We start from the raw sequence: 14,576 nt of genomic DNA on the forward strand, positions 1-14,576 counted from the left end.
GAGTCTTGCACAGTGCAATGAACGAGGTTACTTTCCGGCTGTTTGGAAGTTATGGGAGAAAAGTTCACATTGGGCTGGTTTGTCGTGTTGTGACACCCGGCTCCAGGAGAGGCCGGGTGTTCGGTGCCGAGCTCGCAGGTTCTGGGCATCGTGATCGTCCTGTTCGCGGTGGCCCTCGCCGCCGCGGCCGGCGCCCGCACGGCGGACGCGCTGTACCGCCTCGCGCTGCGGTTCCGGCGCCCCCGCGGGCCGCGCCGCGGGCCGGGCGCGCTGCGCGGCCTCCGCCGGAGCGCGGCGGCCCGGCGCACCGCGATCCTGCTGTGCGTCGCCCTGGCGCTGATGGCCACCGAGCAGCCCGCCCTCGCCAGCGAGGGCATGCCGGAGGTGTCGTTCGCCGGGATCACCGGGATGTTCGGATGGCTGACCGGCGAACCCGTCCCGCACTTCGGGCGGCTGCCGCGGCAGAAGTCCGGGACGGCGGCCGGCCGCTCGCACTCCGCGACGGCGGGCGCGACCCGGGCCGGCCGCGGCACGGGCCGCGAGCCGGGGCACGGAAAGGGCGAGCTGCCCGCCTACGAGGCCGGCGGGCGCAAGGTCCCGAAGGGGCGCAGCGGCCATGGCAGCGTCGGCTTCGCGAAGAGCACCAGCCGCCGGGACGCCGCGAAATCCACGGCGACGACCGACTACTACCGGAACGCCGACGGCTCCTACACGCGCGAGTTCGCGCAGCAGCCGATCAACTACCCGGACGGGCACGGCGGCTGGCAACCCATCGACACCACCGTCCGGCAAGGCGGCGACCGGCGCTGGCACGAGCGGGCCAACGCGTTCGGGGTGAGCTTCGCGCCCAAGGCGTCCGACGCGCGGCTGGCCCAGGTGGAGGGGGAGGACGGGCGGCGGCTCGCCTACGCGCTGCAGGGCGCGGCGCCGGTCGCCCCGACCGTGTCGGGCTCCGTCGTCACCTATCCGCGGGTGCTCCCGTCCACCGACCTGTCGATGTGGCCGACCGCGACCGGCATGAAGGAGTCGATCGTCCTGCACTCGGCGGACGCGGGGAACTTCTGGGTGTTCCCGCTGAAGCTGACGGGCCTCAAGCCGCGCAAGGCCGCCGACGGGTCGATCGAGCTGGTGGACGGCTCGGGCAAGGCCGCCGGGCGGATCCCCGCCGGGTACGCCTACGACTCCAAGATCGACAAGCGGTCGGGAGAAGGGGCGAGCACGCACGCCGTCACCTACGGCCTCACCGAGGTCGACGGGAAGCCCGCGCTGACGGTCACGCTCGACGCGAAGTGGCTGCACGCCCCCGAGCGCGTCTTCCCCGTGACCGTCGACCCGTCCTACAACAACATCCTGACCTGGTCGACCACCTACGCCGAATCGGGAATCGACCCCGGCGACCACTCGACGGAGCAGACCATCAAGGTCGGATCCTGGGACGCCGGCCCGCACAGCGCCAACTCCTTCCTGAAGTTCCCGCGCGCCGGGATCGACGGCTCCCAGGTCCCCGTCTCCGCCGCGCAGCTCACGCTCTTCGACACCTGGGCGTCCACCTGCACCGCCGAACGGTTCGACGTCGCCGCCGTCACCGAGGACTGGACGCCGTACGAGGTCGTGTCCTATCCGGGGCCGTCGCACAGCGGCTCCATCGGGCACGCCACCCCGAACGTCCCGCACGCCTGCGCGAACACCGGCGCCGACCGGACCGTCGGCGACTGGGTCACGGTGAACCTCTCGACCACCCCGTTCAACGACTGGGCCAACGGCGGTGACGACTTCGGCCTCGCCCTGTACGCCGCCACGTCCGACAACCTGCACTGGAAGCAGTTCAACACCGCCTACGCGCCGACCGGCACCCCGATCCTGGCCCTCACCTACACGGGCGCGCTGCTCCCGCAGGTGTACGGCCAGATCCCGGCCAGCGGCCACCGCGCCGACACACTGACACCGCAGCTGACCGCGTGGGGCGGCCGCGACCCCAACCTGCCCGTCACGGTGAAGTTCCAGTTCCGCGTCCTCGACGCCGACGGCAAGACGGTCGCGGACTCCGGGCTGGTGACCCCGCCCGGCGACTCCACGACCGCCACGTGGAAGGTGCCCGCGGGCAAGCTGAAATGGGGCCGCACCTACTACTGGGGCGCGGTCGCCTTCGACGGCACGAACTATTCGGCGGCGCCCACCCTGAACCAGTTGGTCGTGAGCGTGCCGCAGCCGTCGATCACGTCGAGCCTGGCGCAGAACTCCGGGCACGACTTCGACCCCGCGATCGGCAACTACACCTCCACGGCGACGGACGCGAACATCGCCACGGTGGGGCCGAGCCTGTCGGTCGTGCGCGACTACAACTCCCGCGACCCCCGCACATCGGGCGGGTTCGGGGCGGGCTGGGCCAGCGTCTTCGACGCGAAGGCGACCGAGTGGTACACGCCGTCCGGCGCCGTCCGCAGCGTCGCGGTCACCTACCCGAACGGCTCCACAGTCGGGTTCGGGAAGAACTCCGACGGGTCCTTCAGCCCGCCGTCCGGGCGGTTCGCGACGTTCACCGCGATCACCGGCGGCTACCGGCTGACCGACAAGAACGACACCGTCTACACCTTCGGGCACGCGCTCGGCTCCGGCGCGTACGGCATCACCTCGGTCGCCGACGCCTCCGGCCGGACGGTGGACTTCACCTGGTCGTCCGGGCACATCACCGCGATGACGTCGCAGGCGTCCGGGCGGTCGCTGCACCTGACCTGGGCCGCGTCGCAGGACGCCGCGAGCCCGCACATCGCGACCGTCGTCACCGACCCGGTCGATCCGGCCGACACGTCGACCGCGCTGACCTGGACGTACTCCTACACGGGCGACCGGCTCACCTCGGTGTGCTCACCGGAGGACACCGCCCCGGACTGCACCCGGTACGGCTACCAGAGCGCGTCGCCCCACCACGAGCAGGTGCTCGACGAGGGCGCGTCGTCGTTCTGGCCGCTGGCGGAGACCTCGGGGACAACGGCGGCCAGCGCCGTCCTGATCCGCGAGGGCACCGACAACGGCACCTACACGGACGTGACGCTGGGGCAGCCGGGACCGCTCAACCCCGCGACCGCGACGGCCGCCGGATTCAACGGGACGTCGTCCAAGGTGAGCCTGCCCGACCTGAACATGGGCGTCTCCACCACCGAGTCCGTCTCGATGTGGTTCAAGACCTCGCAGGGACCGGGCGTGCTGCTGTCCTACTCCGACGTGGAGATCAAGCCCAGCAACGACAAGGGCGACTTCACGCCCGCCCTCTACATCGGCACGGACGGCAAGCTGAAGGGCACCCTCTGGTGGGACGGGGAGAACCCGAACCCCATCAGCACGTCCGGTTCCGTGGCCGACGGCGCCTGGCACCATGTCGTGCTGTCGGGTTCGCCGACCGGCCAGACGATGTGGCTGGACGGCACCGTGGCCGGCACGGGGCCGGGGTCCTCGTCCTTCTCCTTCAACTTCCAGCCGTCCTCGCTGAGGCACCACTACCTGGGCACCGGCTACCTCGGCTGGAAATGGCCCGACCAGCCGCACTACAGCACGTCGTCCTACACCGTCTACGGAACGTACTTCAACGGCTCGATGGCCGACGTGGCGCTGTTCGGCGAGCCCCTCGTCCAAGCCGATGTCACCGCGCTCTACAACAGCGGGAAGCAGCAGTCGAGCCTGCTCACCTCGGTCACCAAGCCGTCCGGCGACACCTACGCCGCGGTGTCCTACGACCCGCTGACGTCCACCGTCACGCACGTCACCGACGAGAACGGCGGTTCGTGGACCCTGCCCGCCCCCGCCGTCACCGGCACCTCGAACGTGTACCGGGCCGCGGTGCTCGGCTCGCGACCCGCGACCTACTACCGGTTCGGTGAGGCCGCGGGCGCGGCCCAGGCCGTCGGGGAGACCAACTCCGAGAAGGCGGAGTACTCGAACGTCACGCTGGGCACGGACGGCCCGTTCGACGACGCCACGGCGGCCGCCTTCAACGGCTCGTCGTCGCTCGTGCGGCTGCCGATCGACGACCAGGTCCAGACCTCGCCCGGCTCGATCGAGATGTGGTTCAAGGTCCCGGCGGGCAACACCGCGGGCGGCGTCCTGTTCGACGAGGAGTCCGAACCGGTCGGCCCGGTCGCCGGCAACTACGTCCCCGCGCTGTACGTCGGAACCGACGGCAAGATGCACGGCAAGTTCTGGGACACCGACGGAACCACCAAGGTCCTCGCCTCCGGGCGCAAGGTCAACGACGGCGTCTGGCACCACGTCGCCCTCGCGGCCGGTACGAACACGCAGACCCTCTACCTGGACGGCGTCGCGCAGGGCACGCTGAACGCGCCACTGGCCACCACCGGGGTCAACTACGTCTACGTCGGCGCGGGCATCTCCGGCGGCCACTGGCCGTCCCACCCCGCCGACACCACCGGGTACTTCACCGGGTCCATCGCCGAGTTCGCCTTCTACCACTCGCAACTGTCCGGAGAGGACGTCGTCCGCCACTTCACCGCCGGACGCGACTCGCGCGGCCTGGCCCCGACCACGACCGTCAACGTCACCGACCCCGGCGGCAGGACGCTGGTGTACCAGTACGACCCGGGCCATGGGAACCGTCCGATCTCCGAGACCGACGGCCTCGGCCACCGCACCACCTTCGGCTACGACTCCGGCGGCTTCCTGCACACCGTCACCGACCCCAACGGGAACGTGAAGACCACCGGGCACGACGTGCGCGGCAACACTGTCTCTGAGACGACCTGCCAGGACCAGGCCGCCCGCAAATGCTCGACGACGTACACGACCTACCTGCCGGACGACACCAGCGCGCAACTGACGCCCGATCCGAAGAACGACCTGGTCGCCACCGTGCGGGACGGCCGCTCGTCGGGGCCGTCCGACGACAGGTACAAGACGTCCTACACCTACGACGACGCCGGCAACCGCACCGCGGTGACGACACCGCCGGTGGCCGGCTTCCCGAACGGCCGCACCACCAAGATCTCCTACACCGACGGCACCACCGTCGCCGCCGCCGACTCCGGCCTCGCGCCCGCCGGGCTGCCCTACAAGACCGTCTCGCCGGGCGGAGCCGTCAACACCATCGGCTACTTCCACACCGGCGACGTCGCCTCGGTCACCGACGCCGCAGGGAAGATCACCCGGTTCACGTACGACGGCCTCGGGCGGGTGCTCACCAGCACCGAGGTGTCCGACACCTATCCGGCCGGGCTGACGACGTCCTACACCTACAACAAGATGGGCCAGGTCCTCACAAAGACCGATCCGCCGGTCACCAACCGGGTCACCGGCGCCGTCCACACGGCGAAGACCACCAATGCCTACAACGCCAACGGCGACGTCACGTCGACGACCGTCGCCGACACGACCGGCGGGGACGCCTCACGCACCACCCACACCGGCTACAACGAGCACGGCCAGATCACTTCTCGCACCGACCCCCTGGGCAGGGTCACCGAATTCACCTACGACGCCTACGGCAACAAGGCGACGGAGAAGAGCCCAGGCGGCATCACCGTCGCCTACACCTACGACCCCAGCGGCCAGCAGCTGACCCAGACCCTCAAGAACTACACCGGCGACCCGAACGACCCCCAGGACGCGACGGACCTCGTCGAGTCCTCCCGCGCCTACGACCCGGCCGGCCGCCTCGCCACGCTGACCGACTCGATGGGCAACACCACGTCCTACACCTACACCGACAACGACCTGGTCGCGACGGTCACGCGCACCGACTCCACCGGGGCGAACCCCTTCGTCGAGCGGTCCACCACCTACGACGCCGCGGGCAACCCGGTCCAGCAGGTGACGAACAACGGGGCGACGGTCACCACCGCCACCCTGGACGCCGCCGACCGTCCCACCAGGACCGTCGTCGACCCGGACAAGGAACGCCGCACCACCACCATCTCCTACACCCCGGACGACCAGGTGGCGCGGCGCGTCCAGACCGACATCGACGGCTGGTGGTACTCGACGTCCTTCACCTATGACCCGATGGGGCGGATGACCAGCCGCGTCCTCGGCGGCGACCATCCCGACCACCCTGTCGCCTGGTGGAAGCTCGACCAGACGTCCGGTGAATCCGTGCCCGACTCCTCCGGTGTCGGCAACGACGCCCACGTCGGAACCGGCGTCACCTGGGCCGACCAGGCCGCGGTGCTCCCGGGGACGTCCGGCCAGGACATCGCCACCAACGGCCCCGTAGTGGACACATCGCAGAGCTTCTCGGTGTCGGCCTGGGTGAAACTCGCCGCCACACCGTCCACCGGGTTCCAGACCGCGGTCAGCCAGGACGGGGAGCACGCCAGCGGCTTCTTCCTCCAGTACGACGGGGCCGACGGCAAATGGTCCTTCAGCCGGGTCGCGACCGACACCGACGGCGCGGCCGGCATGCGCGCCCTGTCCACCACCAAGACGCCGTCCGCCGGCACCTGGACGCACCTGGTCGGCGTCTTCGACGCCGAAGACGGCTCGATGACCCTCTACGTCGACGGCGCCGCGGACGGCTCGGCCGTCGACTCCACGCCGTTCAACGCGCCCGGCCCGCTGGTCATCGGCCGCGCCCAGTACAACAGCGCCGTGACGGACCTGTTCAACGGGTCGGTCTCCAACGTCCAGGTCTACGACCGCATCCTCACCGCGGACGAGGTGTCCTCGCTTTACGGCAAGGGCCGCGACGGCGGCACCGTCCACTCCTGGCACACCGCCACCACCACCTGGGAGCTCGACCAGCGCGGGCTGCCCACGAAGATGACCGACCCGAAGAGCCGCAACACCCACTACACCTACGACGAGGCGGGCCGCCTCGCGGTCACCAGCCTGCCGACCGTCAACACCGAGACCGGCGGCGGCACCCCCGTGGTCGCGCATCCGATCATGACGACGGGCTACGACACGTTCGGCGAGACGACCGAACTCCAGGATCCCAACGGCAACGTCAGCACCATCGCCTATGACGCCGCCAGGCAGCAGGTCAGCACGACCCTGCCGGGATACACCCCGCCGGGCGGGACCAGCGAGATCACCGCGGTCACCAGCCGGGCCTACGACCTCGACGGCAACCCCACCGACGTCACCGACCCGCTCGGCAAGACCACCCACTACGACTACACGCAGCTCGGAGACGTCGCCACGGTCACCGACGCGTCCGGCGGCGTCACCAAGACGGTGTACGACACCAACGGCGAGCTGCTGTCGGTCACGACGCCGACCGGGGCGCAGACCCGGCAGACCTACGACCACCTCGGACGGCCCCTCACCAGGACGGTGCTGGAACGCCGCCCCTCGCCGACCGCCGCCACGACGACGTACAGCTACGCCGCCTCCAACGACAACCGGGGCGGGACGTGGCTGGCGGCCGAGACAACGCCCGACGGGGCCACGACCTCCTACGGCTACGACCACATGGGCGAACTGGTCAAGGTCACCGACCCGGCCGGAGCCCTCACCCAGTACCGCCGCAACCTGCTCGGCCAGGTGACGAAGAAGATCCGCGACGACGGCACCGCCACCAGGTACACGCTCAACCAGTACGGCGAGCCGACCACGACCCAGGAACTCGACACCGACGGAAGCACGCTGGCCGCCGTGTCCGCCGCCTATGACTCGAACGGGCAGCTGGTCTCCACCACGGACGCACGCGGCCACACCACGACCTTCACCCGCGACGGCGTCGGCAACATCACCTCCGAGGTGCAGCCGGTCGACGCCACCCACTCGATCACGACCTCGTTCGGCTACGACGCGGCAGGGAACCGCACCCGCTTCACCGACGGGCGCGGCAACTCGTGGATCTACGGCTACAACACCTGGAACAAACCCGAATCGGTTCTCGAACCGGCCACCGCGACCTACACCTCCGCCGGCGACCGCACGTCCACCGTCGCCTACGACGCAGCGGGGCGTCCCGTCACGAACACGCTGCCCGGAGGCGTGACCGTCACCACCGGCTACGACGACCTCGGAAGGGTCACCAGCCAATCGGGAAGCGGAGCCGACGCTCCCACACCCGACCGGACGTTCACCTACGACGACGACGGGCGCATGCTCACCGCCGCGACCTCGGCCGCGGGGACCGCGCCCGCCACCAGCGAGACGTTCACCTACAACGACCGCGGCCTGCTGCTCACCGCGTCCGGCTCCGCCGGCGCCAGCTCGTTCGCCTACAACGACGACGGCCTGCCCACGTCCCGCACCGACGCCGCCGGGACGACCACCTACACCTACGACGTCGCCGACCGGCTGTCCACGCTCGCGGACCCGGCCACCGGCACGACCCTCACCTACGGCTACGACGATCTCTCGCAGCTCACCTCGATCGCCTACGGCTCGGGCGGCAACACCCGCACCTACACCTACGACCACCTGCACCGGCTCACCGGCGACGCCCTGAAGACACCGGACGGCGCCACCATCGCGTCGATCGCCTACGGCTACGACGACAACGGGAACGAGACGTCCAAGACCACGACCGGATTCGGCGGCACAGTTCAGAACACCTACGCCTACGACTGGGCGAACCGCCTCACGAGCTGGGACGACGGAACCACCGTCACGCCCTACGAGTACGACGACTCCGGCAACCGCACCCGGGTCGGGGCCGACGTCTACACCTACGACGCCCGGGACCAGCTCACCTCCGACGGCACGAACACCTACACCTACACCGCGCGGGGAACCCTCTCCGCGCAGACCACGCCCACCCAGACCCTCACCGCCACCAGCGACGCCTACGGGCAGCAGGTCACCGTCGCCGCCACCGCCGGCACCCAGACCTACGTCACCGACGCGCTCGGACGCGTCATCACCGCCAACTCGACCGCAGGCCCCGACCGCACCTTCGCCTACTCCGGCACCGGCAACACTCTCGCGTCCGACGGCACCAGCACCTACACCTGGACGCCGGACGACTCCCTGGTCGGCATCGGCACGCCCGCGGGCGGCAGCGGCGTCCTGGCCTACCTGGACCAGCACGACGACGTCGTCGGCGACTTCACCGCGACCGGTACCGCCCTCGCCGGCTCGGCCACCTACGACCCGCTCGGCAACGTCACCGACAGCACCACCATGTCCGGGCGGCTCGGCTACCAGTCCGGCTGGACCGACGACACCACCGGCAAGGTCAACATGGCCGCCCGCTGGTACAACCCGGCCGTCGGCCAGTTCCAGAACAAGGACACCGTCGCCCTCAACCCGATCCCCGACCCGGCGCAGGCGAACCCGTTCGCCTACGTCGGCGACAACCCGCTGCTCGGCACCGACCCGACCGGTCACTGCTGGAGCGGTTTCGGCCTGGTCTGCAAGGCGGCGAGCGCCGTCAACCGCTATGTCGTCCAGCCGGTATGGCATTTCATCAAGTGGGGCGCCCACAAGGTGCAGCAAGGGGTCTCCTGGACCGTCAGCCACGCCGCGCACGCCCTCAGCGACGCCGTCGCGTCCCTGGGACACCAGCTCCAGGTCCTGGCCCAGGAGATCAGGGACCTGAAACGCGAGCTGCACCAGCAGATCGTGCGTGCGAAAGCCGCGGCCAAACGCGCCGCCGAACGAGCACGAAAAGCCGCGGCACGAGCCAAGAAACGCGCGATCGACGCCTACAACAAGGCGTACAACCTGGGGAAGTACTCCGTCAGCAAACTCCAGAAGGCGGTGAACACCACCGCCACCTTCGTCAAGCACCACGGCGCCGCCATAGCGTCCATCGCCTTGGCGACCGCGACATTCGTCGGCTGCGAGGCCGTGCTCGGAGCCACCACCGCGGGCGTGGGCGCCGTGGCGGGCGCGGCGGGCTGCGGGATGCTCGCCGGCATGGTCGGCGGCGCCATCGACCAGGGCTCCAAGTGCATGAAGGGCCAGAAGGGCGCCTGCTCCGCGGGCTCGTTCGGCAAGTCGATCCTGATCGGCGGCGTAGGCGGCGCCATCGGCGGCGCGCTCGGCGGAAGCCTGGGCGGCAAACTAGCCCAGTCCGCTCTGGGCAGGATCCTCCCCAGTCTGGCCACCGACGCCCTGGAAGGCGCCACCATCGGCGGCCTGTCCGGCGGCGCGACCGGTGCCCTCGACTACGGCCTGAACTGCCAGGAACGCTCAGGCGGCTGCACCTGGTCCGGCGCCGTGAGCGCCGCCGGCAAGGGCGCCGCGATCGGCGCCGTAAGCGGAGCCGCGTTCGGCGCCGCAGGCGGCCGCCTGTTGCGCTCCAAGTGCCACAGCTTCACCGCGGCCACCCCCGTCCTGATGGCCGACGGCTCGGCCAAGCCGATCAGCAAGATCAAGGTCGGCGACAAGGTCCTAGCCTCCGTCCCCGGCGGCCACACCGAAACCCACAAGGTCGAACGCGTCATCGTCACCCGCACCGACCACGACTTCGTCGACCTGACCATCGCAACAAGCCACCCGGGCCGCGGCCCTCCCGCCACCCTCACCACCACCGCGACCCACCCCTTCTACGACATCACGCAGTCGGCCTTCGCAGACGCGGCCGACATCAAGCCGGGCGACAAACTCCAACAGCCCGACGGCACCACCGCCACGGTCAAGAAGGTCCACCGCCACACCGCAACACAGGTCACCTACGACCTGACCATCAACGGCCTCCACACCTACTATGTAGAAGCCGGCACCACCCCCGTCCTCGTCCACAACTGCCCGCCGTATCCCAACCGCGAATACGATGACGCAAAGGTACTCGACATCGCAGATATGGAAGCTTCTGGATTCAGTCCGGCCACTCCTGGATCCGCCGAATTCGATCGCCAGATTGCCGATGGTGGCAGGGTGCTTTTCGGAGTGCGAACCGATGGCAATTTGGTGACGCTCCCCCAGTACTCGGTCCCGAACGATCCGAATTCCATGCCGCTCAGCCATGGGGCGCTCAACGGAATGGTGAGCAAGGAAGAGGATTATTTGAACGCCGCAGGTGTGGCTGCGATACGGAAGGTTGCAGGTGGGTATGTGGGAGAGTATCTGGACAACTTCAGCGGTCATTTCTGGCCGAAACCGGAATCTCTCGCCCTGGCACGTGCGAAGTTTGCAGAATACGGCATAGTCTTCCCGGATTCGGTCGTTCATCCGAAAACCTTCGGCCGGTAGCCGGGCCATCGAGGTGAGGTGGCATGAATAATCCCACCGCTATTGCCCAGTGGGGCCCACAGTTCGAGGACTTGCTGGACGCTGCGCTCGCCACGTTCTCCTCGCAGTGGCGGCTGCCGGACGCGCCGGCCCGAATCGCCGACAGTCCCGATCATCACCTCGGCTGGAGATGCAATCGCAAGCGAATGGCTCTGGTGGCCGAACTTGCCGTAAATTCTGCGGCGATACGTGTGAACAGATCCCTATTCCTCCGGCTCATCGTGCATGATCTCAATCCAAGCTTCAACCGCTTTCTGATCGAGCCCATAGCGAGTGCGCTTGGAGTCGCTGACGTGCATGACGCGCTAATCCACTATGTGGAGAACGGCACGATCGTGGAGCAGTTCGGTGCGGTGAGAGCCTGGTATTCGGCGCAGCCGGGCCTGCATTACCCGACCACGCAGGCCCATGACAGTGGGGATCCTTCGTTGGGCAGTTCCTTGGCCTATTCTGATTGGATGGCCTTGTGGCCCAGATACGAAGAGGCGTGCCGACGCGCTGTGCGTTCTTGCAGGGACCCTGCGGTGCGAGCCCAACTGGTTGACGAGATGAACGCCTTTTCTGAGGTCAGGAAGATCGGTAACGAGTAGGTGCTCCTAGCGGTTGCGCCGACCTGACGCCAAGGCCTCCACGTCAACGCAGTGCTGCGAGTCGGCCATCCGAGCGGGGGACGGCAGTCGAGTTGCCCGATCTACCAAGACCTTTCCACCGTGCTGCAGCCTGCCGTCGGCTATGACCCTCGGCAGCCAGAACAGTGCAAAGAGGCGTCGGGGTGTCTTGAGCCTGCTGATCTCGGCCGAGTTCAGGTCGAAGCGGTCCAGTAGGTGGGTGCTGCGTCGAGATCCATCTATGTAGGCAGGTGGGTTTCAGTGCGGCGTCGCCGTCACCTGCGATGTCGGCTGCGATGGCCGCCGGCATGTAGGGCCCGTCCTGGACGATCCGCACACTCCTGCTCTCGGGGCTGTGAGCGGCGCATATCGTCGGCGTATCGAAAACCGCATACGTGCCGGTAACACCCCGTCGCCTTGACTGGCGGTATGACTCGTCCTCCGCCATCGGCGCGGACCCTGGCCCGCCGGACTCGCGGTTTCCTCATCGCAAGGATGACAGTCGCCACGGCGGCGATGGCCGCGGCTATCGGCCACCAGCCGCGAAACCATGTCAACAGGGGTTGGCGTTCCCGCAGCGCCAGGACCGGCTTCTCGGCGACGCGGTCGATATCGGGCATTCCGATGCGGCGTTGTGGCCGGGCCGACATGGTGCTGAGTGCGGGCTGTGCAAGATCTACAGGAACGAGTCCTGGCATTAGAACTGGGTCGCCAGGCGATCGATCGTGGTTGCCCGTATGTGTACGCCGACCCGGCTACGACCCGAGGATGCAGCAGTGACCGGTAGTGAACGAGTTCAGACGATGGCGCCGGCGGAGACGGTGGAGACCGAACAAGCCGGTGCCGAGACCTGGCGTGCGGGCGTGCGCCGGGTGATTCGCCTCGCGTCGCGGCCGGGGCCTTGGAAGCGTGGTCGGGTCCTTGCGGTGCTGGCGCTGCTGCTCGGCTTGTTCATGCTGCTGCACGCGTGGATCCCGAACCGGGTCGGCAACCTCGGAAGCCTTGTGGAGACGTTCCTGCCGTGGTTCGGCCTGCTCGTCCCGGTGCTGCTGGCCGGGGCGCTGTGGCGCCGTTCCGCCTCTGCCGTGGCCGCGCTGCTGGTGCCGGTCGTGGTGTGGCTGCACCTTTTCGGCGGGTTGCTCGGCGACAAGTCCGGCTCGGGCGGCGATCTCACCGTGGCCAGTCACAATGTCGGCGCCGACAACTCCGACCCGTCCGGCACCGCCCGTGCCCTGGTCGCGTCCGGCGCGGACGTGCTGGCGCTGGAAGAGCTGACCCAGCAGGCTCAAGGCACCTATGAGAGGGAACTGGCGAAGACGTACCCTCACCACACGGTGCTGGGCACGGTCGGACTGTGGAGCCGGCTCCCGCTGTCGGACACCCGGCCGGTCGACATCCAGACGGACTACGGGCCGCTGGCGGCCACCAAGCCTGCCGATGTTCAGGCGAGCTACGCCAGGGCGTTGCGCGCCACTGTGGCCACGGACCATGGGCCGCTGGCGGTGTATGTGGCTCACCTGGGGTCCGCACGGGTGAATCCTCGGGCGGGCTTTTGGACGGTCCATCGTGACAGGAACGCGCGGGTGCTCGGGAAGGCCATCGCCGCCGACCAGAACAAGCGGGTGGTGCTGCTCGGCGACTTGAACGGCACCATGGACGACCGCGCGTTCGCCGGCCTCACCTCGCAGATGCGCTCGACGCAGGAGACGGCCGGGCGCGGCTTCGGGTTCACCTGGCCGGCGGAGTTCCCGGTGGCGCGCATCGACCAGATCCTGGTCAAAGGCGTCGGGCCGGTGAAGTCGTGGTCGCTGCCCGCCACCGGCAGCGACCACCTACCCGTCGCGGCTGCGATCAACTTCTGACGGTCAGGGATCCCGCGTTTCGAGCAAGGTCAGCAGCCGGGTCGCCTGGCCCGTCAGAACCTCCGCGCGGATCCGCGGATCGCCCCTGCCGTCGCCCATGATCCGCAGCAGCCAGAACGCTGCGAGAAGGCGCCGGCAGTTCTTGAGCTTGCCGACTTCCGCTGAGTCCAGGTCGAAACGGTCCAGGACGTCGTCCATGCCGGGCCCGTTCGCCGTCCGTACCGAAATGTGCTCGGCCAGTTCCGCCAGCTCGTAGGGACGGTCACTGCGGCCGGAGTACTCGAAGTCCACGAGGTAGACTTCGGTGCCGTCCCAGAGGAAGTTGGCCAAGTTTCCATCTCCCGTGCCGAAGACGGGCCGTGTCGGGCGTTCGAGCACGGCCTCCAGTGCGGGCTGCCGGAGCCAGGCGTCCGTCCTGCGGAACGCCTCGATCACCGTCGGGTTGTTGGCAGGACGTGGAACTGCCGCGCACCACGTCCGAACCTGTTGCAGGAGTTCCAGCGGGTGCCCTGCGCGGGCCGGCAAATCCGTAAGCGTGCGCGAGGGGATCGCCTCCTGGACGCGCGCGACGGCGTTGGCCACCGCCACGGCCAAGTCCGCGGCGGGCCCGCATTCCAGCGGAATGCCGCTCAAGCGGGACATGATCACGGTCGGCGGGTCTGCGTCCAGGTCGGCACCGAGCGGTGCGGGCGCGACGCCCTGGGCGTGTTCGTGGAGCAGAGTCAAGGCACGCCACTCGCGTTGAGGCTCGTCGTTGCCGCCCGAGCGGTATCGCTTGATCACCGTGTGGGGTCGTATCTCGATGTCGTGTGTGCTCGACCGCCCGTTCACGTACACCTCCCCGATCTTTCATTCACACCGCCTCAAGGTCCCACGGATGGGGTGCGGCCCCAGGCGTTCGTCCAGCAGCCCGGCCCCGGAGGTGTGCGGTGTGGTTCGCGCGCCGTCGAAGACGGAGGCCAGGCGCGGC

The 14,576-nt window shown here is 68.9% G+C and carries 4 protein-coding genes; 3 read left to right on the forward strand and 1 reads right to left on the reverse strand.

Annotated features, from left to right (window positions below; translation table 11 throughout):
* The first annotated feature begins 123 nt into the window (after window positions 1-123).
* The 3 genes from ABTW95_RS22465 to ABTW95_RS22475 all read left to right on the forward strand — a co-directional run bounded on the left by ABTW95_RS22465 (window position 124) and on the right by ABTW95_RS22475 (window position 13,606).
* On the forward strand, window positions 124-11,097 hold the full coding sequence (locus ABTW95_RS22465; protein WP_500227298.1) for a LamG-like jellyroll fold domain-containing protein: 10,974 nt from the start codon (window positions 124-126) through the stop codon (window positions 11,095-11,097).
* Between the two features lie 23 nt (window positions 11,098-11,120).
* On the forward strand, window positions 11,121-11,726 hold the full coding sequence (locus ABTW95_RS22470) for a hypothetical protein (RefSeq protein WP_396447699.1): 606 nt from the start codon (window positions 11,121-11,123) through the stop codon (window positions 11,724-11,726).
* A gap of 794 nt (window positions 11,727-12,520) precedes the next feature.
* On the forward strand, window positions 12,521-13,606 hold the full coding sequence (locus ABTW95_RS22475) for an endonuclease/exonuclease/phosphatase family protein (protein ID WP_500227299.1): 1,086 nt from the start codon (window positions 12,521-12,523) through the stop codon (window positions 13,604-13,606).
* 3 nt (window positions 13,607-13,609) lie between these two features.
* Here the strand turns inward: ABTW95_RS22475 and ABTW95_RS22480 are convergent, their stop codons facing one another.
* On the reverse strand, window positions 13,610-14,389 hold the full coding sequence (locus tag ABTW95_RS22480; protein ID WP_500227300.1) for a phosphotransferase: 780 nt from the start codon (window positions 14,387-14,389) through the stop codon (window positions 13,610-13,612).
* Window positions 14,390-14,576: the final 187 nt, after the last annotated feature.

The organism is Spirillospora sp. NPDC127506 (genome assembly GCF_040302145.1).
GTDB lineage: Bacteria > Actinomycetota > Actinomycetes > Streptosporangiales > Streptosporangiaceae > Spirillospora.